Here is a 20,310-nt window from a genome sequence, read left to right on the forward strand (position 1 = left end):
ACCGTCTAAAAGAAGCCAAATGTCGACCACCGAAACCACCGCCCAACAATCCGAACTTACCCCGCTCTTGCAAGACGCGCACACCGAATCTGGCCGGTCGCTGCTCGATCTGGTCGACGAACGCCCGATCCTGCTGGTCTTCCTGCGCCACTTCGGCTGTTCCTTTTGCCGCCAGACCCTCGACGATGTCTCCAAAATCCATTCCGAACTCGACAGGCGAGGCGTGCAGGTGGTCTTCGTCCATCTCGGTACGCCGGAGCGCGCCAAGCCCTTCTTCGACCACTACCATCTCTCCTCGGTCGAACGAATCAGCGATCCCGAGGGCAGGCTCTACGCTGCCCCAGCCTTCAAACTGGCGCGAGTAAGCCTCTTTCAGCTCATCCGCCCCGCCGTCTGGATCGCCTGGATCAGAGGCGCGGTCGCCGCCCACGGAATCGGTCTCATCAAGGAAGATATGCAGCAGATGCCCGGAGTCTTCTTCCTGCGCAACCGCCGCATTGCTAACCTCTTCCGCCATCGCACCATCGCCGACCGGCCCAACTATCTAGCCTTGCTCTCGTAAGCTTAGGTCCAATCCTCAAAGCCGGGACGAGTGCGGTCGTCATTCGCGGCTGCCCCCTGCAGTGGCCGGTATTCCCGCGAAGCTGGAAGGCTAAAGGTAAGCGGACGGCAAAGGCCCAGCATCTGACAGATGCGGGGAAGAAGTCCGCGAGGAATCTCCACCTTCAGCACGAAGGTCTCCGTGAAGGAGACCGAGACATCGACGTTGCCGATCAGCATAGTGAGGGTTCCGAGAACCTCGACGAGCGCATTCTGCTCCACGTTGAGACGCAGCCCGGTCCACGGCTCCAGAATCACCGGCGAAGCGGCGAGCAGGGCCTCGTCGAAGGCCATGCCCGCGGCGAGGGCGAATGCCTCCGGATGCGAGTGGCGCGGCAAATGCGTTGCTTCGAGCAGTCGAACCTCGACCCCGTGCATGGGATACCGCGCGGCCGGGCCGCAATCGAGCCTGCTGAAGAGAGCGGCGCGCACCGCATGGTAGCAATCTTCCGGCAACGACAACTCCGGGACGCACGTTACCGAACAGGCGTGGCCGGGGACAGGAAGAAGCTGCAGTTTGAGGTGAGCGAAATGTCCCCGCCCCTCGAAGTGGCGGATATACTTCCGCTCTCCAACAGCCGCGGACCGGACCGTCTCTCTGAAAGCGATCGGGGGACGTAGCATGATCGTGCCTTTCGCACACGATCATAGTCCGGCTCCGCCCGGAAAAACACCCCAGAGATCAAGGGTACGTAGGGCAGACGCTACGGGTGCCCCACATCTCGATTCTGAGATGTGGGATTCCACGGTTGCACCACCAACTGTCATCCCGTCATTCTTGTATCTATGGAAGAGCGGCGGGGGTATGTAGGAAACTGTCGCGGTGGGGGAACCAGGGTATGATTCCCCCGCGGGCGTGCGTCTCCCGTACATTCTGAGGTGGACTAGCCACCGTTCGTCAGCTTGGGAGCGCAGCCCAACTCCAGGTCGCGTACGACCGAACAGTCGCAAGATACGCAATCGCATCTACAAGGCAGGTTACCGTGACCGGCATCATTTGTGGAGTGGATGTTTCGTCGTCGTTATTGGCTGCGCGCATTGGCCGTGCCGGTGCGCAGGCCTCGTTTCCCAACACCGTGGAAGGCATCGCCGCGCTGGCCGCTTTCTGCCGCACCCATCAGGTGGAGCTGGTGGCGATGGAAGCCACCGGCGGCTACGAGCAGCAGCCCTTTGCGCTGCTGGCCGAAGAGCATCTGCCAGTGGCCATCCTCAACCCGCGCGCGGTGCGCCGCTTCGCCGAGGGCATGAGCCTGACGGAGAAGACCGACGCTATCGATGCCGGGCTGATCGAGTGGTTCGCCGAAGTGAAACATCCCCCGCCCCAGGCCCTGGCTGCTGCCGGCCAGCAGCAGCTGCGCGCCCTGGTCACGCGCCTGCGCCAGCTCACCGATCTGCGCACCGCGCAGATCAATCAGAGCCGCCTGGTCACCGACCCCGGCGTGCAGGCCACCTTCACCGAACTGCTCGCGATGCTGAAGCGCCAGACGCGCGAGCTGGAGCAGAACATCGCGCAGCTTATCGCCGCAGATCCGCTCTGGCACCAACTCGACCAGGCCTTCCGATCCATCAAGGGAGTGGCGGGCCGCACCGTAGCCCGGCTGATGGCCGAGATGCCGGAGATCGGAACGCTCTCCAACAAGAGCATTTCGAAGCTGGCCGGACTGGCGCCCATGGCCGCCGACAGTGGGAAGCATCAAGGCAAACGCCGCATCCGCGCAGGACGCTCCGCGGTACGCCAGATCCTCTTCGTCGTGGCCAGCGTGGCTGGCCGCTACGAACCTGATTTCATCCTCTTCCAGCAGCGGCTCAAAGCTGCCGGCAAGCCGCCCAAGGTCATCCGCATCGCGCTCGCGCACAAGCTGCTGGTGCGCCTCAACGCCAAAGCCCGGGACGTGCGCAACCGCTTCCACGAACCACGCTCTATCAATACCGGCTCCCCCGGCTCAGACTTCATCGCCCCCGATTTGGCTGTCGCGTAGAACTTCTCCGCAGCCGTGGTTGGGGGAAAGCGGAAAACGCAACACCGTTTTCCGAGGCGCTTGCGCCGTCTTTTCCATCAACCAACTTGACAAACCTAGACAGTCGCTGATGACCAAAGGGAGGAAGAATCCCAGCGCAGTTTGCCGTGCGGCATCGTCGAGATTCATCACTACGTTCAGAATGACGGCCTTTAGGAATATCAGGCCGACTCTCCCGCATCTCGCGTCTGAGACCTGGGATCAAATCAGCTCCGTTGTGACTTACTCCTTAGGCTTCCCCCAAACACTATCCAGAAACAGGTAGCGCCCGCGCTGATTATCCGGCCGCGCATCGGAGTCGGCATCGAGGTGCATCACCTGCCAGCTTCCCGCGGCGTTGTAGGTAGGCCACGTGGGAAGACCAGCGGCCTTCGGCTTGTTCGGATCGCCGCTGCGCGCGAAGTTCGTCCAATACGTCTGGATCTGGTCGGATAGCTTGCGATCTTCGGGCCGAACGTTGATCTGCTGGCGGGAATCCAGTGTGCCGAAGACATACTCGATGTCGTCGGAGTGGAACGCGCCGATGGCGGCGGGATGAAACTTGTCTCCCGGCGATCCCAGGTCCAGGCGGTAGCGATAGACCGGAGCCTCACCCGTCTGCACCTGCGCCTCGAGCCAGCGCCATGTCGAGAAGACGATGAAGCGGTCGCTGGCGAAGTCACCCGCAGACTCGATCGCCTGCTCATCGGTGGTCGCCGGATAAACCTCGAAGAAGCGCGGTGCGTCCGCGCCAAACTCGGCCTCGGTCTGCGTCTTGAACCGCTCCGCCGTCATCTTTTCTTTCGCCAGAGTCACCTCGGCGCGCGCCTCGTCCGCGTTCCAGCCAGCCAGCATGGGGACATGCGCCTGCTTGCCCGCGGCATAGATGTTCGGCACGGAGTCCGGTAGGAAATAGCCATCGACGTTAGGCCCGAAGCGCGGCGGCCGAGGATCGCTCTTGGCATTGGCTGCCTTCACCAGGTCGCCGGCGGAGAGCTTGCGCAGCTCGGCGAGGCTCGTGGTGTGGAAGGCGTTCTGCGCGAACTCGGTATTAGCCTTCTCGCTCACCTCGCGCGCAGGAAACCTCAGCCCGCCGCTGTAGAACGCGCCGCCGCTCTCGCCGATGGCCTTCTGGATGAGGTCCTTCGCCATGGGCGACGCCATCTGCGCGCTTACCGCAAACGATCCCGCCGACTCGCCGAAGATGGTGATGTTCGCCGGATCGCCTCCGAAGCTCTTAATGTTGTTCTTGACCCACGCGATCGCTGCGGCCTGATCCATCAGGCCGTAGTTGCCCGACGCATGATGCGGCGACTCCGCCGTCAGCTCCGGATGCGCAAAGAACCCGATGATGCCGAGGCGATAGTTCATCGACACCACCACCACGTCGCGAAGCGCGAGGAACTGTCCGTCCTGCCGCGCCTCCGAGGTGCTGCCGCTGACGAATCCGCCGCCGTAAATCCAAACCATCACCGGCAGGCTGCCCGGCTTCGCGCCCTTGGGAGTCCACACATTGAGCGTGAGGCAATCCTCGCTCTCGCCCGCATCGTGAAAGATCATGTCGGGATAGCCGCTCTGCTGAATGCAGCGCGATCCGAAGTCCACGGTCTGCTTCGCGCCGCTCCACTTCGCGGCAGGCATCGGAGGCTTCCAGCGCAGGTCGCCGACCGGAGGAGCCGCATAAGGAATGCCCTTGAACGCAACTACTTTTCCATCTGTAGTGAGCGCGCCCTCGACCTTGCCTTTGTCGGTCTTCACCTGCAAAGGGTTGGAGGCATGGGCGAGAACTGTGAAGGCAAGGGCGGCAGGAAGCATAACTCTCAGCGAGCGAATCATCACGCAGTCCAACATACAGAGTTGAACCCGCCGACACAACTCCATCAACCGGAGGGAGGGACGGCCTTCAGCCCGTCCATAAATCTCCAGGGATAGAACGGCTTCAATCGTGGAGGGAAGGTTTGCAATCGATTCGTAAGGACTAAAGAACTTCCGTAGCCAACAAATCCGCCACCGTCTCCCGGCGACGAATCAGCCGCGCGCGCTTACCTTCGACCAGCACCTCCGCCGCCCGCCCGCGCGTGTTGTAATTCGAAGCCAGCGACATGCCGTAAGCCCCCGCATCGAGGATCGCCACCAGATCCCCTGGCTTCACTGCATCCAGCTCGCGGTCGCGCGCGAAGAAGTCTCCCGTCTCGCACACCGGCCCCACCACATCGGCTACCAGCTTGCGCCGCGATTTTGTAGCCGTCACCGGCACAATCTCATGATGCGCCTGGTACAGCGTGGGGCGGATCAGGTCGTTCATCCCCGCATCGGTAATCACGAAAGTCTTTTCGCCGTTCTTCTTCACAAAGAGGACACGGGTCACCAACGCTCCAGCCTGCGCAACCAGAAACCGCCCCGGCTCGAGGAGCAATGTCAGGCCTTCGATGCGGCTCACCGCATCGCGCAGCGCCGCCGCATACTGCCGAACCTTTTCTTCGGGATTGAAAGCCTGCGCCGCGTGATACTCAATGCCCAGGCCGCCGCCTGCATCGAGGAACTGAATCGGCAGGCCATCCTTGCGCAGCTGGAGCAGCAGCTTGGCCACGCGATCGGTTGCCGCGCCAAAGGGTTCGGCGCTGCGAATCTGCGAGCCGATGTGAACGCTGATGCCCGCAGGCGCAATCCACTTCTGCTGCGCGGCGCGCTTATAGACGGTGCGGGCGCGTTTGATATCGATGCCGAATTTGTGCTCGCGCAATCCTGTCGAAATATAGGGATGCGTCTCCGCAAAGACATCAGGATTCACGCGCAGCGCAATGCGTGCGCGCTTCCTGAGCTTCGCCGCGCGCTCGGCCAGTAGCTCAAGCTCACCCTCGCTCTCCACATTGAAGAGCAGAATGCCAGAGCGCAGCGCCAGATCGATCTCCGGCGCCGTCTTGCCTACACCGGAGAAGACCACGCGTGCTGCAGCTGCTTTATCGACGGCCAGCACCCGCTCCAGCTCGCCGCCCGAGACGATGTCGAAGCCGGCTCCCTCTGCGGCCAAAAGCTTCAGGATGGCGAGGGCAGAATTGGCCTTGACCGCGTAACAGACAAGATGCGGCTGACCGGCAAAGGCCTCGGTGAAGAGGCCGGACCGGTAGCGAATGTGATCGGCAGAATAGACATAGAGCGGCGTGCCGAACTTCTTGGCCAACGCATCGAGCGCCACCTCTCCGCAAGCCAGCGGAGACTTCTTATCGGGATGAGCGAACGGACGAACAGGAAACAAGCTGCCTCAAGAAAAATGCAGAGATTTCTCTTGAGGTTAAAGCGTGCTCGAAAGTTCTACAAGTTGGCGCGCGTCACTTCGCCAGCACAACCTGTCCCGCATGGAACGAGGCGTGATTGGTGCGGCTCAACAGAAGGGCAAGACGATTCCGCGAGGGATCCTTTACGAAATCCTCATCGGATACAGCGGAATGTTTCTGCAGCCACTCGGCGGGCGTGAGTTTTTCGAAAGCCGCAGTCAGAGCGCCGTTCACCTCGCTCCAGGCCTTCTTGAGGTCGGCAACCGGCAGCGGGTCGGGCAGCGTTCGATCCGGATTGGTCAAGTAAGCATCATCCAGCTCCGCATGCGAGCGTTCGCCGATGCCGAGCTGCGGAAACATGCGGTCGTGAACGGCTATCAGATGACCCAGCAGATAAACGAGCCTGTTCTTTCCCGGCGCAACCTGTTTCTGCAGTTCTTCGTCTGTGAGCGGCAGCAGCCGCCGATCGAGGCGCTCGACGATTTGCTTCCACGACGCAACCGCGCTCTTCACCCATAGCTCTTCCATATTTCGCTTGATCTTCCGTTCGAATGGATTTTGCTATTGGATGTGGCCTGAGCAACCAGGATGCGGAAGATTCGCGGGCGCGTACCCTCCGCATCCAGTCTCATTTATGCCGGCACGTACACCGCGAAGCCGCGCGGCGGAGCAGGGAACTCGGCGTTGCCCTCCGCGTCCGTCGTGCGCTCGTCGGGATGCGCAACCTGATCGTGGCCATCCCATGCCAGCGGCTTGAACTTCTGGTTCGGCCATCTGGTCTTCACCGATGTCCCACTCCACTGGTTGCCCAGGTTGTTGAGCACGAAGATGAGGCCGGGCTGCTCCGTGTCGTCGTTCTTGAAGCCATTGCGCTGCATGATGTAGAGATCGGGATCGCAGTGCAGAATCTCCGACTCGCCGCCCGCATAGCGATGATGCACATCGATCAGCGCGTCGATGCCATGCGGCGTGCCTGGCCGAGCCAGCTCGAAGTTGAAGTAGTCCAGCCAGAAAACCGAGGGGTAACCCTCGTGAGTGAGAATCACCGAATATGCCAGCATCTTGTCGTTCACAATGCCGTTGCCCTCGTTCACCGTATCGTGGTTATCGATGAAGGTCACCGCGTGCATCGGCCTCTTCGTCGCTATCACTCCGTCTTCGGTAAGTTTGCGCAGATCGTAACTTGGCGTGTCGCAGACATCCTTCAGGCGATAACGCAACGGAAAGTCGAAGGCCGCAACCTGGTTATCGGTGAAGCTGTTCACCTTGTTGAGCCAGTCCTCGATGCTCTGGTTGTCCTCCCAATACTCGCCCACGACGAAGGGCACCAGCGGCTTTCCGTCGCGCTCATAGCGGTACTTGGCGATGGTGCCGACCATCCACGGACCATAGCCCTTCACGAAGTCGAAGCGGAAGCCGTCGAAGCCGATCTGCTCGATGAGCATCTGCGCGTATTCCATCATCGCGGTGTAAACCAGCGGATTGCGGTGGCACAGGTGAGGGAACCCCGCGAAGACTTCGCCCTCCAGAGTTTGCTCATAGCGGCTGGGATGAAAGCTGTTCCAATCGCGGGGAAACATCTTGCTCTTCGGAGTGAACTTGGTCCAGCGTTTCTCCCCATCGATGGGATTGACTTCCTCTTCATCCCCGCCCGAGTTGTGATTGATCACCATATCGGCGTAGACCTGCAGCCCGTGCTCATGCGCATTGTTGATGAGAGATTCCAGCTCCTTGCGATTGCCGAAGTAGGTCTTCACGCCACCCTTCTGGTCGAAATCTCCGAGATCGAAATAGTCGTAGGGATCGTAGCCCATCGACGTCACGCCCGCCGCTTTCGAGACCGGCGGCAGCCAAAGGGAATTGAATCCCGACTTGCTCAACCCATCAATCTTCTCTGCGACGAAGTTCCACCACTCGCCGGTCTTTCCTTCTTTCTCAGGACAATCCCAATAGAACGCTTGCAGCATGACACTCACGGTCGTTCTCCTCGCCGTGCGATTGCACGGACAGAAATTTCAGGCTTTGCAGATTTCGCCTGCTAGGTAGATGCAGTTTTTCCGAAAAGTGAGATTGTTAGGACCTTGCTACAGGAATGATTTTGTATCTACAAATGGTTGGCGGTCAAAAAACGGTTGCTAATCAGGAAATGGCCGCAGGCCGGAAAATAATTCATGTCAAGAGAGATGGTTCGTATCAGGGCACAGCTTTCGGCTGCGCCGCAAATTGCAGGGACTTCGCCCTGAGGAATGTTTTTGAGCGAGCCAATGGTTGTCTCTACGCCTGCGGATCGGAGCTGGCCTCGCGCCTCTGCCGGAAGAACTGGCGAAGCAATTCGCCGCTCGGCTCCCCAAGAACACCGCCCGTAATCAGCATCTGGTGATTCAGCCGGGGATGGTTGAGCACCTCAAGCACCGAGCCCGCCGCTCCTGCCTTGGGATCGGCCGCGGCATAAACAAGCCGCTGGATGCGGGCGTGGATCATGGCTCCCGCGCACATGGCGCAGGGTTCGAGGGTGACATAAAGCTCGCAGCCGGTAAGACGATAGTTGTTGCGGTGACGGGCAGCGGCCCGCATGGCCACAATTTCTGCGTGAGCGGTGGGATCGAGATCGCGGAGGACGCGGTTCTGGCCTCGCCCGATTACCTCGCCGTCAAGAAGAACGATGGCTCCTACGGGAACCTCACCGGCATCGGCCGCTGACTCGGCCTCAGCCAGCGCCTCCCGCATCCAGAAGATTTCGGTCTTCAAGAAGCCGCGTCCACCCACTGGCGGAAGACGCCGATGATCTGCTCCAGCTTGCGGGGATCGCCCGAGCCCTGAAAGCGTTCTTCGGAGATGGCGCAGTCGATCCACTCGCCGCATGGCGTGTCGAGGTTCACGCGCTGCGGGCTGGCGCTGGCGGCGCTGGTTCCGGCCAGGTCGATGGTGAGACGCCAGCCGGGCTCATCGAGCGATTCCAGCCGCATGCCGCGGCTATGCTCCCAATCACCATTGCATTGGCTCTGATACCAGTCATCGAGCCATCTCAAATTGTCCTGCGGCATTGCTGGGCTCCGTACACACTTTACAGCACTTGCGAGCCACCGACACGCGCCTTCAGGGTCATTGACCGCTCACAGCCCATGTGCTTCATCAAAGAGGCTGTTGTTGCGTCATGCAATGTAGCGCTCCCAGGCCCCAGATGAAATCTCCGCAATGAATGCCGACGACTTCGCGGGCAGGGAAGAGCCCGGCCAGAATGTTGAGCGCCTTGCGGTCGTTGGCATCGTTGAAGGTGGGAACCAGGACAAGGTCATTGGCGACATAAAAATTGCCGTAGCTCGCCGGCAGACGCTGGCCCTCGAAGATGACCGGCGCGGGCATGGGCAACTCCACCACTTCGAAGGGATGTCCGTGCAGGTTGCGCGCCGTCCGCAGGCGGTCGAGATTTTCGGCCAGCGGCAGATGATTCTCGTCGTGCGTGTTCGACTCGACGACGGTGACGATCTTGTTCTCCGCCACGAATCGCGTGATGTCATCGACGTGGCCGTGGGTGTCGTCCCCGGCGATGCCGCGCTGCAGCCACAGCACCTGCTCCATGCCCAGGTAATCGTGGAAGACGCGCTCCAGAGCTTCCCGCGAAAGCCCAGGATTGCGCTGCTGCACCGTGCTCAGGAGGCACTCCTCGGTGGTGAGCAGCACGCCCGCTCCGTTGGTATCGATCGATCCGCCTTCCAGCACGATGCGGCGGCCGTTAGCGGCCGGAGTCCACTTGGGCAGGTTGAGAAGCTCGGCTACATGGCTGGGTATCTGCTCGTCGAGATGATGGTTCTCGTACTTCGCCCAGCCGTTGAACTGCCAGTTCGTAACCGCGAGCGAGTCATTTTTCTTTAAGAAGATGGGGCCGGAGTCGCGCGTCCACACCCGGTCCGTTGGCCAGAGATGGAAATGCACGCGAGCCAGGTTAGCGCCGGCGCGCTTGAGGATGAAGGCCGCCCGCTTGCGCGCCGCCTCGTGGTCGACGAGGATGTGAACCTCTTCGACGCGCGAGAGATGGCGAACGATATCCGCATACACCCAGGGGATGGTCTGGAACTTGCCCGGCCAGTCGTTGGGATTGTGCGGCCACGCGATCCACGTCGCCTCGTGCCGGCTCCATTCGGCCGGCATGCGGTAGCCGTGCTCGCGCGGCGTGCCTTGCATCTCCTGCGTCACTTGCCGTCTCCGATAGGGGCATCGAGGAAGCGCTGCACGATCGGCTGATAGGCGTCGATGCGGCGGTCGCGCAGGAACGGCCAGTTGCGGCGCGTATCTTCGAGCAGCTTCAGATCGATCTCGCCGATCAGGATCTCTTCCTTATCGTGCGCCGCCTTGGCGATGATGCGCCCAAAAGGATCGGCCAGGAACGATCCGCCCCAGAACTCGAGCCCCGGTCCCTCGACCTTGTTGCCGCTCACATCGCCATGCTCCATGCCCACGCGATTGATCGCGCCGACGAAGACGCCATTCGCAATTGCATGAGAGCGCTGGATGGTCTGCCAGGCATCGTACTGGGCCTCGCCGAACTCCGCCTTCTCCGCGGGATGCCAGCCGATAGCCGTGGGGTAGAACAACAGGTTCGCGCCCTGCAGTGCCGTAATGCGCGCGCCCTCGGGATACCACTGGTCCCAGCACACCAGCGTGCCGATCTTGCCGACCGCCGTGTCGAACGCCTTGAAACCCAGATCGCCGGGTGTGAAATAGAACTTCTCGTAGTAGAGAGGATCGTCGGGGATATGCATCTTGCGATACAGTCCGGCCAGCGTTCCATCCTTGTGCAGAACCGCCGCAGTGTTGTGATACAGCCCCGCCGCGCGACGCTCGAAGAGCGAAGCGACGACGACAACCTTCTCTTCGCGCGCAACGGCTGCTAAACGTTCGGTGCTCGGTCCGGGGATCGACTCGGCCACGTCGAAGAGCGCAATGTCTTCGCGCTGGCAGAAATACTGCGCGCGAAAGAGTTCCGGCAGGCAGACAATTTGGGCGCCCTCGCGAGCGGCTTCGCGGACGCGGTCCGCAGCCTTATCGAGGTTCGCATCGGGATCGGGACCGCAGGACATCTGGATCAGTCCGACCCGGTAATTCAGTTGCGTAGGCATGAATAACTCCTTACTTCCGCTGGTAAGGCGGGTAGCTAAAAACCGGTAGCTAAGAAGCGGCTGGCCATAAGCCGGTTAGCTTAAACCGATAAGCAAATCAGCTTAAATATTGTCGATGAATCCGGTGTCAATCAGATTGGATTCGCAAGGAAAGGCGAACGATTCCGGTAGTCCATCCCCCATTTCAAAATCGAGATGTGGGTCTTTGCCGGCCGCGTCGTTTTTGAACGTTCTATTGCTGACCGGTTTTTAGCCAGCCGCTTCTTAGCCAACCGGCTTTCGGCGGCCCGCTCCTCAGCTACTCAAATATCAAAATCGCCGCCGCAATCGTCGTCGTCCACAATCCGCGCTTGTCACCGATGGCCGACTGCGTGATGTTGGCGGTGCGTACGATCTTGTTGGAGATGCGGTAGATCTCTTTCTTCTCGTCCCAGCTCTTGTCGGGATCGAAGTCGACGTCGAGCGTAGTGGCGAGCATCTCTGCGGCCAGCTCTTCGGCATATTCACCGGCCTGCTCTTCGGTCTCGCCGAAGCTGTGGTGTTCGCTCAGGTAGCCGTAGGTATTGCGGTCGGAAGGAATGGCCACTCCGATGCTTGACACCACCAGGCGGTGCGGCTCGCGCGTGGAATTCTCCGCGACGACAGCGAACACCACCTCACCCGGAGAGAGATATTTCAAGCCCTCCTTGCGCGTGATGAGCTTGGCCTGCGGCGGAAAGATCGAGGAGACGCGAACCAGGTTCTGCGCGGCAATTCCTGCATCGCGGAGCGCCAGCTCAAAGGAGGTAAGCCGCTCCTTGTGTTTGCCCACGCCCTTGGTAAAGAAGAGGCGCTTGGGGACCATGCTTTTTCCCAATTTCTAATTCCTCCGCTGAGAAAATCGTTCTGCGCGCAAGAAAATCGCGGCTCAACGCCGCGACTCCGTACAGCTTTTTATGATACGGCACACTAGCTGCGCGTGCGCCATCTTCCTTTGAAAGCGCCAGTCCAACACAAGAGCAGGACGCACAAGCGATCTTACAAACGGTCATACAAATGGCTTTATGAGCGGTTCGTATCAGGCATGGCTTCAGCCCGGGAGGGAAGTACCGAAACGACGAAATCTACTGCAGTCGCTTCGCATCATGCCGGGCCCCATCCAGCGAAGGATCGAGGTTGGCCGCGGTCTGCACTTCCTGCAGCGCCGTGCTGCGCCGGCCTTCTTTTTCGAGCACCAGCCCCAGCTGCCAATGGGCCATGGCCGCGCTCGGCTCCTGGCCTTCGACCGGCAGATTCAGATAGTGACGCAGATACTCCTCGGCGCGCGCATACTGCGCCTGCACATTGTGATCGAGGATGGCTTGCGCCGCCGCGAACTCCGGCCCCCTATCGTCGGGAACCGACGCCAGCGCCCGATGGAGGGTCGCCTCCAGCTTCGGCCACTGCTCCGTGCTCGCATAGATCGCGGCCAGCAAGCGATAGCCGGCAGTGCGCGAAGGATCGAGAACAATGGCCTTTTCCGCCTCCGCTTCGGCGGTTTTCAGATCGCCGCCCGCGGCCAATAGATAATTCCCCAGCCCGGTATGCGCCAGATAGCTGCCCGGCTGCAATTCCACCGCCTGCTTCCAGTCGGCGAACACCTTGCTCTTATCCTGCGTCGCATCCAGCTCGGCCTTCAGAGCATAGCCGCGCGCCGGATCGACGCGAATAGCCTGTGCCACCATCTGCATGGCCTTGCCCTTGTCTCCACCTGCGAGCATCGGGGCATACCACGAATAACGCGCCAATGCTTCCAGCGCATAGATGTTGTTCGGATCGAGCTGCAGGGTGCGCTCCGCTTCCTTGCGGAAGCGATGCGACAGGCTCATCTTCTCCATAGCGCCGCCCTTTTTGCCGGCCAGCTCCGCGCCAAGGATATTGACCAGCTGCGCGTGTGCCGCAGCGCTGGAGTCAGCGGTCTTCACCGCGCTCGTCGCCGTCGCTTCCGCCTTCTCCAGATCGCCATAGGACCATTCAATCGTCGAAAGCTCGATCAGCGCGCCCACATCCTGCGGCTGTCTGGCCAGTGCGGCGCGCACCAGCGGCTCGGCGCGGCGATAATGCTGCTCGTCGATCAATTGCGTCGCTGCTGTTTGCCCCCATGCCGGGGCAATCAGCAGCAGAGGCAGTACAGCACAGATTCCGAATCGGAAGAGGCTTGTGGGGAGCACTTCCGATCAGCGTATCCATTCAAGTTGAATGGCACGTCAATAAATTGCCAGCCGCATCACCTCATCGGGGGAGGCGGCGGCATAGGGTACGGACCATACGAGCGCCGGACCAGGGAACGGATGAGCCACACCAGGAAGATCAACAACGCAATCGGGATGAGTATCAATCCAAGGGGGAACTCAACCAGATCTTTTCCCACCTGCCCATTTTCGTGCTGATGCACCGAGCCCAAAAAGACCACGCAGTCTTGGCCGATGTGCGCCTCAGGCCCCAGTGAGATATTTCCCAAAAAGACCACCACATCGCCTTCGATCGGCGCATCGGCGCGAATACTCCCCAGGAACGCGACCGCGTCCTTGTGCACCGGCCCCTCGACGCGAATCGAACACAGGAAGCAGACAGTATCCTGCACATCGTCGTCCGCGGAGATGGTGATGTCATGTAGAAACGAAACGCGGTCGCCATCGGCACGCGCATTTAATGCCGACAGCATGAAAAGAAAGACGCCAAAAACTGGCAGAAATACACGGCGCATCCGAATCGGCCTCCCGGGGGCGTACAAGCCCGCATATCGGTCCCAGGGAAGTACGTATTCGCCCCGCCGCCAGTTCCGTAATGTTCTTACAAAAGTATTGCCGTGTCGCACAACGGCGACAGGTAACCGTCACTTGTCGGGAACGTGTTTTTGGGCGCGTTTTCACTCGACCTCAGAGCCGAAACCGCCTGCACGAAGAATGTCGTATCAGGCGGTGTTGATCGGGGGGCGATGTATCTGGATGAAAATGTAACCGGATGATTTGTATCAAGTGGTGTGTATCAGGGCACGGCTTTCAGCCGTGCCCTAAATTGCCAAATATCGAGGGGCTTTCAGCTCCTGAGGGAAGCTCCTGAAATCCCAGCTGAAACGGTTGCAGCCTAAGCCTTCGCCGTCTCCACAACTTCGCTCGACAGTGGCACCTGCTCCACGATCTCCACATTGAAGCCCTGTAGCGCGGGAACATGCGTCGGCGTATTCGAGAGCAGGCGTATCTTGCGGATGCCCAGATCGGCAAGGATCTGTCCGCCCAGACCCACCTGGCGCAGTATCCGCTGATGCTTGTCGTCCTCATGCGGCCGCATCTCGCGATGGAAGATGATCCGATGCGGATGCACCGTGCGGTCCAGATCGAATCCCCGGCTGGTGTTGTGCAGATAAACCAGGGCACCGCGTCCCGCCTCCGCGATCTGCTTGAGCGACTGCCGCACCAGATGGTTGCAATCACAGATCGAGCTGGCGAAGACATCTCCGGCCAGGCAATGTGAGTGGACGCGCACCAGAACCGGCGTCTCGCTCTGGTCCACATCGCCGCGCACCAGCGCCAGATGGCTCTCGCCGCCGTTGACCTCGCTCTCGTAGGCGATCACGCGAAATTCGCCGTAGGGAGTGGGCAGCACGTTCTCCGCCACGCGGAAGATGTAGCGCTCGTTCTGCAGCCGGTAGCGGATCAGCTCGGCCACCGTGAGCATCTTCATGTCATGCTCGGCGCAAAACTTGATCAGGTCGGGAACCCGGGCCATGGTCCCGTCGTCGTTCATGATCTCGCAGATGACGCCCGCCGGAACCAGTCCCGCCAGCCGCGCCAGATCCACCGACGCTTCCGTCTGTCCGGCGCGCACCAGCACGCCCCCGCGGCGCGCGCGCAGCGGAAACACATGCCCCGGCCGCGCCAGGTCGTGCGCCGCGGACCGCGCATCGATCGCCACCTGGATGGTGTGGGCGCGGTCGGCCGCCGAGATGCCGGTGGTCACGCCTTCGCGCGCTTCGATGGTCTCAGTGAACGCAGTTCCAAAACGAGAAGAGTTCTGCTGCGTCATCGGACCCAGGCGCAGGTAATCCGCGCGCTCCTCGGTGAGCGTGAGGCAGATGAGCCCGCGGCCGTGCTTGGCCATGAAATTAATGGCCTCTGGCGTTACAAATTCGGCGGCCAGGGTCAGGTCGCCTTCATTCTCGCGGTCTTCGTCGTCGACCACCACGATCATGCGGCCGGCGCGGAACTCCTCGAGGGCTCCGGGAACGTCGATAAACGGGCTGTTAGCTTGCATACCTTTCTATTCTCCGCCACTTCGCATTCATTGGCACGCATCCTACCAAAAAGAGAAGAGATCGAGACAAGAGAAAAACATACGGAGACGGTGCCAATGAAAGCAATTTTGCTCTACGCGTACGGCGACGCAAGTCAGCTGAGGCTCGAAGACACCGAAATCCCGCCTTACGGAGACAATGAGGTGCTAATCCGCATGCGCGCCACCAGCATCAACCCCGTGGATCTGAAAATTCGCAGCGGAGCCGCCAAAGCGCGGATGCCGGTCGAGTTTCCCGCCATCCTCGGCCGCGATCTGGCCGGCGAAGTGGAGGCCGCGGGCGCGAAGGTGACCGGCTTTCCCAAAGGTATGCGGGTCATGGCCCTGGCCAATGGAACCTACGCCGAATACACCGTCGCCAAGGCCGATGTGCTTGCACCCATCCCCGACGCGCTGGACTTTCCTCATGCCGCCGCAATTCCGCTGGTGACTCTCACCGGGGCGCAGCTGATCGAGCGTGCCGTGAAGCCCAAACCGGGCCAGACGGTGCTGGTTACCGGCGCTCTGGGAGGCGTCGGGCGCACCGCCGTGCACGTAGCCCGCAAGCACGGAGCCCGCGTCCTCGCCGGTGTCCGCGGCGCGCAGAAAGAAGACGCGCGAACCCTCGGCGCCGATGGCATAGTTGCTCTCGATGACGAAGCAGAGCTGGCTCACCTGCACGATCTTGACGCGGTAGCTGACACCGTGGGAGGAACGACGGTGAACCGTCTGCTGAAGGCCATCCGCGCCGGCGGAGTCCTCGGCTCCGTGCTCGGCGAGCCGGCGGAGGCGCACAAATACGACATCCGCGTCGAAGCCTTCATGGCCCAGCCCGATGCTTCCCGCTTGTACGCATTGGCCGATGAGGTCGCCCGCGGCGAATTCTCCATCCCCATCGCCCGCATTCTGCCGCTCAGCGGAGCAGTAGCCGCACACCGCATGGCCGAAGAAGGCAATGTCGGGGGAAAGATTGTGCTGGTGATGTAAGGCGTTTTTTTCGCAGCAGCCGGAGCCAAATTGTCACCCTTCCCGCCATAGGGAAGAACAAGGTTCGCCCCGCAAAATACCTCTTTCCGCCAGTCTCCCCACGGGAGTACACTCGCGCGCGGCACAGTCTCCTGCGCCATCGGTTGCCGAATCGATGCGCAAGGTGTCGTGTGGAGGTTGCCATGATCAAACTGCTTGCGTTCGTTCCATCGCTGCTGGTGCTCGGAGCTGCAATGTTCCTTCAGGAGGCGGGCAATACCCCGGAAACTCAACCCTTTAAAGTCCCACCCGAACTGGTAGGCAAGACCAATCCAGTCAAACCCACCCCCGAGGGGATGGCCCACGCCGCCAAGATGTGGACCTACGACTGCGCCATCTGCCACGGCGCCACCGGAGACGGCAACGGCGAGCTGGCCCATGACATGAAGCCCGCGCCCAAGGACTACCGCGATCCCGCCTCGCTCAAAGGCCTTTCCGACGGAGAGCTTTTCTACATCATTCAGAAAGGCAAAGACCAGATGCCCGCCGAAGGCGACCGCGCCAAGCCCGACGACATCTGGAACATGGTGAGCCTGGTACGCTCCTTCGCCAAGAAGTAGAGGCCCGGAAGAACCATCGGTATTGGAAACATCGGTCGGGACCGCGGTGTCGAAGGGTAGGTACGGCTTCAGCTCCCAAAAGGCAGAGCAGAGACACCCGGTTTTGAAGGGAATGTATGGGCTTCAGCCCATACATTCATCCGACATCAAAGAGAAAGGCTTCAGCCCCTGAGGAAGAGCTCAGGCTCCATGTCCACAACAATGCAGCACCCCAAGATACGCGCTCCACGGGCCAACCGCGTCCCGGTACTGATAAGCCATGATCCGAGAAATCTGGTGCAGATGAGTCAGGTCATGGACCGCCCAAGCCGATAGCAGCTCCGATAAACTCACCGGCCCGAAGGCGGGATGCCGGCCCTTCCGGTCGAGATCGGCGGGAATCAGGTTCCATCCCCGCACCTCCTCCAGATTCGCCGTCCGGAGCCTCGCGAATTCATCCAGAAGCTGGGCCAATGTCCGGCCTTCGGTCTCGCGGCGGAAGCCCAGGCGATCGAAGGGATCGAAAGACCGGCTTTCGCCGAACTCCCGGATCATCCTCCCGCGCCCAACCCAATCGGCGCGCTCGCCGTAGACCAGATGCCCGAGCACATCGAAGACCGTCCAGGTCTCGCCACCCTCGTTCCGCGCCGTCCAACTCTCCGGGAGATCCCGCAAGAGGGAATTCAAAGTGGCCGGAGTACGGTCCAGCAAAGCCAATGTTTCCTGTAGTTTCGTTACCATTTCGCTCCCTTTGGCACGGAATTGGTCCATGATCTCTGAAGATAGCCCCTCCAGAAATAACTTTCCTGAGGTGTGCCGCTATCAAACATTGTCATCCCGACCAGAGCGAAGCGACGTGGAGGGACCTGCAGTTCGCTTTCCAGGGTGGCTGCTAAGTGGACGCGGGAGGGAAACTGCGGATCCCTCGGCTCGCGGTGCTCGCTCGGGATGACAATGTTTTGGGGTGTCAGAGAGCGGCCGAAAGGCGAGTTTGGTGACACGGCTTCGCATGGAAAGCTCTCGACGTTCCTGCAAAACGGAAAAAGGCTGCGCCGAAGCGCAGCCTTTCCCAAATAAGATCGTAATCCCGTTAATTCTGGATGGAGTGCGTATCAGCCAGGGTATTTGCCGCGTAGTTCGGATTGGGAGCCGGCTCGGATGGGCTATCTGCTTTGGCTGCAGTAGCTTCGCCGGTGTGATTCGGTCCCAGGCCAAGCTTGATGAGGGCACGTGAGTCGGGTGTCAGCTTGGTCTGCCAGCCGTGGTCGGACTGATACTTCAGCATCGCTGCCTGGGTATCGGAATCCCATTGGCCGGTGGGGCTGCCGCTCATGTAATTCTCGCGGATGAGCGCGGTCTGGATCTCACGGGCGCGATCGGTATCGATCCCACGCTGTCCCATGATTACGTGCGAAACGTGTTTGACCTTCTTTGACGAGGTTTTATGATGTCCGGAAGTGGGGGCGCGGTGTGTACGGCTGGCCACGGCAGGAGTGACCGCCAGCGCTGTCATCAGAATTACCGACTGGCAAGCTCGAAATGAAAGCATGCAAAGAACCTCATGGGGCCTAACAAAGATGTATCGTCACAAGTTCTAAAGACATCATATCTCAGATGTGTTACGCGTCAGCCTAATGGCTGTCCTTTCAGGATGCAACAAAAAAATACTGGCTCCCCTCATACTTTCTGGGGAGCCAGTATCGTTTTAGGTTCAGCTGTTTACGGGAGGGTTCCTCCCAGGTACCGGCTGCCGAGACCGCGGCGCTGCGGATCGACCAGCTCGAAGGCCACATCCGAGCCCGGCTTGAGCGCGGCCACGAACTTGCCGAACTCGGCCACGCTGTGCACCGGCTGGCGGTTGATGGCGACGATCACCTGACCCTGCAGATCGCTCAAACCGATCTCGTCCGCGAACGAGCCCGGCTTGACGCCCGCGACCAGCACGCCGTGCAGGCCCGCTGGAGCACCCTGGGGCAGGTCGTTGACCTGCAATCCAAGCTTGGATTGCGCGGCGTCCGGCGCCGAGGGGTTGCCGTTGTCGTCATCTTCAGGAGCATTGGACACCGCTGCCAGCATTTTGGCGCGGTCAGCGACGACCACATTGGCTTCCATCTGGCTTCCGTTGCGCAGGTAACCGACCTTGATGGTCGACCCCGGCTTGCGGGCGGAGATGTTCTCCACCAGGTCGTTGCCGTCCTTCACCGAGCGGCCATCCACGGTCACTATGATGTCGCCGGCCTTGAGCCCCGCCTTGTCGGCGGCGAACCCGGGCGTCACGCTGGCCACCAGCACTCCGCTCTTGAAGCCGTAAACCCGGCTGACCGCGGAGGACAGCGAAGGCTGGAAGGTGATGCCGATGCTGCCGCGAACTACCTTATGTGCCGGCGAAATCAGCTCGTTGTAGTCGTCGATCACCGTATTTGCCGGCATCGCGAAGCCCACACCGGCATAAGTTCCCGACTGCGTGAAGATGGCGGTGTTGACCCCGATTACTTCGCCCGCCATATTGAGCAGGGGACCGCCGGAATTACCCGGATTGATGGCGGCATCGGTCTGGATGAAGTGCTGGAACTGCCCAGCCGTTCCCGGATCGATGGTGCGGTTCTTGGCCGAGACAATGCCCGCCGTCACCGTCTGCGACAGGGTGAACGGGCTGCCGATGGCAATGACCCAATCGCCCACCTGCGCTCCATCGGAGTTGCCCAGCTTGACCGTAGGCAGCGGATGGTCGGTCTCGATCTTGATGACCGCGATATCCGTTTCCTTATCCACGCCGACTACCCTGGCGGGACGGCCCTGCAGGCTGCCACCCTCGGGATCGCTCGGCAGCTTTACGAAAATTTTGTCGGCTTTGTCGACTACGTGATTGTTGGTAATGATGTATCCCCGGGGATCGACGATGAAGCCGGAGCCCAGCGACTCGCGCTCCTGCCCGCCCTCATCCTGGCCGCCCTGCGGGCCCATTCCGAAGAAGCGGTTGAAGAAATCCTGGAAGTTCTGGTTGCCGCCCTGACCACCCTGACCGCCTTGGCCCTGGTCGTCCTGATCGTCGTCATCATTGTCGTCGGGTGGCTGTTGCTGTTGCGGAGCCTGGCGCTGGTGCAGGTTGCGGCGCGACTGCTGGCGCTCTTTAGGCAGCGTAATCGTATTGATGTTCACCACCGCCGGCTCCACTTCCTTGGCGATGCGGGTGAAGTCCGTGGACATATCCCGCGGCGAAGGTATTTTGAGGGGAGTTGCGTCCGAGGTGTCGACCTTCGAGGATTCCTGGCCGCGTACGCCGTGCGAAACGATGGAACCGATAAGGATGCCCGCCGACAGCGTGGCAAGAATTGTAAAAGTCGAAGCGAGACGGCGATAGCGTAGCCGTCCAAGGAATGATTTCATCTCAGGTCTAACCTCATTCTTCCATTCAAACGGCGTAGAAACGGGGGTACGCGACAATCAGGGAATGCAGTCTCCGGCG

19 protein-coding genes and 1 pseudogene are annotated in these 20,310 nt (G+C 60.7%); 4 read left to right on the forward strand and 16 right to left on the reverse strand.

Annotation, left to right across the window (positions count from 1 at the left end):
• Positions 1–19: 19 nt before the first annotated feature.
• Entirely contained in the window at positions 20–562 is a 543-nt protein-coding gene (locus tag XX99_RS16105) for a SelL-related redox protein (RefSeq protein ID WP_050060426.1), read from the forward strand.
• A gap of 2 nt (positions 563–564) precedes the next feature.
• Here the strand turns inward: XX99_RS16105 and XX99_RS16110 are convergent, their stop codons facing one another.
• Positions 565–1,224: a hypothetical protein gene (locus XX99_RS16110; protein ID WP_082125636.1), complete on the reverse strand. Its 660-nt coding sequence runs from the start codon at positions 1,222–1,224 to the stop codon at positions 565–567.
• 359 nt (positions 1,225–1,583) lie between these two features.
• Between XX99_RS16110 and XX99_RS16115 the strand changes: the two are divergent.
• Positions 1,584–2,498 (forward strand): annotated as a pseudogene (locus XX99_RS16115) (IS110 family RNA-guided transposase); the annotation flags it as partial.
• Positions 2,499–2,840: 342 nt separating this feature from the next.
• Here the strand turns inward: XX99_RS16115 and XX99_RS16120 are convergent.
• From XX99_RS16120 to ribB, 12 genes are all read right to left on the reverse strand, one after another.
• Entirely contained in the window at positions 2,841–4,412 is a 1,572-nt protein-coding gene (locus XX99_RS16120; protein ID WP_231581426.1) for a carboxylesterase/lipase family protein, read from the reverse strand.
• 163 nt (positions 4,413–4,575) lie between these two features.
• Positions 4,576–5,853, reverse strand: coding sequence for a diaminopimelate decarboxylase (lysA, locus tag XX99_RS16125; RefSeq protein ID WP_184085182.1), 1,278 nt, complete (start codon positions 5,851–5,853; stop codon positions 4,576–4,578).
• Positions 5,854–5,926: 73 nt separating this feature from the next.
• Positions 5,927–6,400, reverse strand: coding sequence for a DinB family protein (locus tag XX99_RS16130; protein ID WP_050060429.1), 474 nt, complete (start codon positions 6,398–6,400; stop codon positions 5,927–5,929).
• A 104-nt stretch (positions 6,401–6,504) separates the two neighbouring features.
• Positions 6,505–7,839, reverse strand: coding sequence for an alpha-amylase domain-containing protein (locus tag XX99_RS16135; protein WP_221302537.1), 1,335 nt, complete (start codon positions 7,837–7,839; stop codon positions 6,505–6,507).
• Positions 7,840–8,146: 307 nt separating this feature from the next.
• The gene (tadA, locus tag XX99_RS16140) at positions 8,147–8,620 is read right to left on the reverse strand and encodes a tRNA adenosine(34) deaminase TadA (protein ID WP_231581428.1); all 474 of its coding nucleotides are present in this window, start codon (positions 8,618–8,620) and stop codon (positions 8,147–8,149) included.
• The gene (locus tag XX99_RS16145; RefSeq protein ID WP_050060431.1) at positions 8,617–8,916 is read right to left on the reverse strand and encodes an immunity 53 family protein; all 300 of its coding nucleotides are present in this window, start codon (positions 8,914–8,916) and stop codon (positions 8,617–8,619) included. The genes tadA and XX99_RS16145 overlap by 4 nt, the downstream gene beginning before the upstream one ends.
• 88 nt (positions 8,917–9,004) lie before the next feature.
• Positions 9,005–10,054 (reverse strand): agmatine deiminase family protein, encoded by a 1,050-nt coding sequence (locus XX99_RS16150; RefSeq protein WP_050060499.1) that lies wholly within the window; start codon positions 10,052–10,054, stop codon positions 9,005–9,007.
• Positions 10,055–10,062: 8 nt separating this feature from the next.
• Positions 10,063–10,989 carry a carbon-nitrogen hydrolase gene (locus XX99_RS16155; RefSeq protein WP_050060432.1) on the reverse strand — a complete coding sequence of 309 codons (927 nt, stop codon included), beginning with the start codon at positions 10,987–10,989 and terminating at the stop codon, positions 10,063–10,065.
• 298 nt (positions 10,990–11,287) lie between these two features.
• Positions 11,288–11,833: a pyruvoyl-dependent arginine decarboxylase gene (locus XX99_RS16160; RefSeq protein WP_050060433.1), complete on the reverse strand. Its 546-nt coding sequence runs from the start codon at positions 11,831–11,833 to the stop codon at positions 11,288–11,290.
• 259 nt (positions 11,834–12,092) lie between these two features.
• Positions 12,093–13,178 carry a tetratricopeptide repeat protein gene (locus tag XX99_RS16165; protein WP_050060434.1) on the reverse strand — a complete coding sequence of 362 codons (1,086 nt, stop codon included), beginning with the start codon at positions 13,176–13,178 and terminating at the stop codon, positions 12,093–12,095.
• Between the two features lie 56 nt (positions 13,179–13,234).
• Positions 13,235–13,714: a hypothetical protein gene (locus XX99_RS16170; protein WP_050060435.1), complete on the reverse strand. Its 480-nt coding sequence runs from the start codon at positions 13,712–13,714 to the stop codon at positions 13,235–13,237.
• Positions 13,715–14,094: 380 nt separating this feature from the next.
• Positions 14,095–15,261 (reverse strand): 3,4-dihydroxy-2-butanone-4-phosphate synthase, encoded by a 1,167-nt coding sequence (gene ribB / locus XX99_RS16175; protein WP_050060436.1) that lies wholly within the window; start codon positions 15,259–15,261, stop codon positions 14,095–14,097.
• 96 nt (positions 15,262–15,357) lie between these two features.
• Between ribB and XX99_RS16180 the strand changes: the two genes are divergently transcribed.
• Positions 15,358–16,266, forward strand: a complete 909-nt coding sequence (locus XX99_RS16180) for an NADP-dependent oxidoreductase (RefSeq protein WP_050060437.1) — start codon at positions 15,358–15,360, stop codon at positions 16,264–16,266.
• A gap of 182 nt (positions 16,267–16,448) precedes the next feature.
• Complete coding sequence (locus tag XX99_RS16185; protein ID WP_050060438.1) at positions 16,449–16,865, forward strand: c-type cytochrome; 417 nt, start codon at positions 16,449–16,451, stop codon at positions 16,863–16,865.
• Positions 16,866–17,045: 180 nt separating this feature from the next.
• Here XX99_RS16185 and XX99_RS16190 read toward each other — a convergent pair whose 3' ends face one another.
• The 3 genes from XX99_RS16190 to XX99_RS16200 form a co-directional block, all read right to left on the reverse strand.
• Positions 17,046–17,585 carry a DinB family protein gene (locus tag XX99_RS16190; protein ID WP_050060500.1) on the reverse strand — a complete coding sequence of 180 codons (540 nt, stop codon included), beginning with the start codon at positions 17,583–17,585 and terminating at the stop codon, positions 17,046–17,048.
• A 349-nt stretch (positions 17,586–17,934) separates the two neighbouring features.
• On the reverse strand, positions 17,935–18,393 hold the full coding sequence (locus tag XX99_RS16195; RefSeq protein ID WP_050060439.1) for a peptidoglycan-binding domain-containing protein: 459 nt from the start codon (positions 18,391–18,393) through the stop codon (positions 17,935–17,937).
• Between the two features lie 170 nt (positions 18,394–18,563).
• Complete coding sequence (locus XX99_RS16200; protein WP_050060440.1) at positions 18,564–20,231, reverse strand: trypsin-like peptidase domain-containing protein; 1,668 nt, start codon at positions 20,229–20,231, stop codon at positions 18,564–18,566.
• Positions 20,232–20,310: the final 79 nt, after the last annotated feature.

It is taken from the genome of Silvibacterium bohemicum (assembly GCF_001006305.1).
GTDB lineage: Bacteria > Acidobacteriota > Terriglobia > Terriglobales > Acidobacteriaceae > Silvibacterium > Silvibacterium bohemicum.

Excerpts from the sequence above, each read along its gene's own strand:
- XX99_RS16105 (WP_050060426.1), top strand. The coding sequence starts at position 20 with ATGTCGACCACCGAAACCACCGCCCAACAATCCGAACTTACCCCGCTC.
- XX99_RS16110 (WP_082125636.1), bottom strand. The coding sequence starts at position 1,224 with ATGCTACGTCCCCCGATCGCTTTCAGAGAGACGGTCCGGTCCGCGGCT.
- XX99_RS16120 (WP_231581426.1), bottom strand. The coding sequence starts at position 4,412 with ATGCTTCCTGCCGCCCTTGCCTTCACAGTTCTCGCCCATGCCTCCAAC.
- XX99_RS16130 (WP_050060429.1), bottom strand. The coding sequence starts at position 6,400 with ATGGAAGAGCTATGGGTGAAGAGCGCGGTTGCGTCGTGGAAGCAAATC.
- XX99_RS16135 (WP_221302537.1), bottom strand. The coding sequence starts at position 7,839 with ATGCTGCAAGCGTTCTATTGGGATTGTCCTGAGAAAGAAGGAAAGACC.
- XX99_RS16145 (WP_050060431.1), bottom strand. The coding sequence starts at position 8,916 with ATGCCGCAGGACAATTTGAGATGGCTCGATGACTGGTATCAGAGCCAA.
- XX99_RS16150 (WP_050060499.1), bottom strand. The coding sequence starts at position 10,054 with ATGCAAGGCACGCCGCGCGAGCACGGCTACCGCATGCCGGCCGAATGG.
- XX99_RS16155 (WP_050060432.1), bottom strand. The coding sequence starts at position 10,989 with ATGCCTACGCAACTGAATTACCGGGTCGGACTGATCCAGATGTCCTGC.
- XX99_RS16160 (WP_050060433.1), bottom strand. The coding sequence starts at position 11,833 with ATGGTCCCCAAGCGCCTCTTCTTTACCAAGGGCGTGGGCAAACACAAG.
- XX99_RS16170 (WP_050060435.1), bottom strand. The coding sequence starts at position 13,714 with ATGCGCCGTGTATTTCTGCCAGTTTTTGGCGTCTTTCTTTTCATGCTG.
- ribB (WP_050060436.1), bottom strand. The coding sequence starts at position 15,261 with ATGCAAGCTAACAGCCCGTTTATCGACGTTCCCGGAGCCCTCGAGGAG.
- XX99_RS16180 (WP_050060437.1), top strand. The coding sequence starts at position 15,358 with ATGAAAGCAATTTTGCTCTACGCGTACGGCGACGCAAGTCAGCTGAGG.
- XX99_RS16185 (WP_050060438.1), top strand. The coding sequence starts at position 16,449 with ATGATCAAACTGCTTGCGTTCGTTCCATCGCTGCTGGTGCTCGGAGCT.
- XX99_RS16190 (WP_050060500.1), bottom strand. The coding sequence starts at position 17,585 with ATGGTAACGAAACTACAGGAAACATTGGCTTTGCTGGACCGTACTCCG.
- XX99_RS16195 (WP_050060439.1), bottom strand. The coding sequence starts at position 18,393 with ATGCTTTCATTTCGAGCTTGCCAGTCGGTAATTCTGATGACAGCGCTG.
- XX99_RS16200 (WP_050060440.1), bottom strand. The coding sequence starts at position 20,231 with ATGAAATCATTCCTTGGACGGCTACGCTATCGCCGTCTCGCTTCGACT.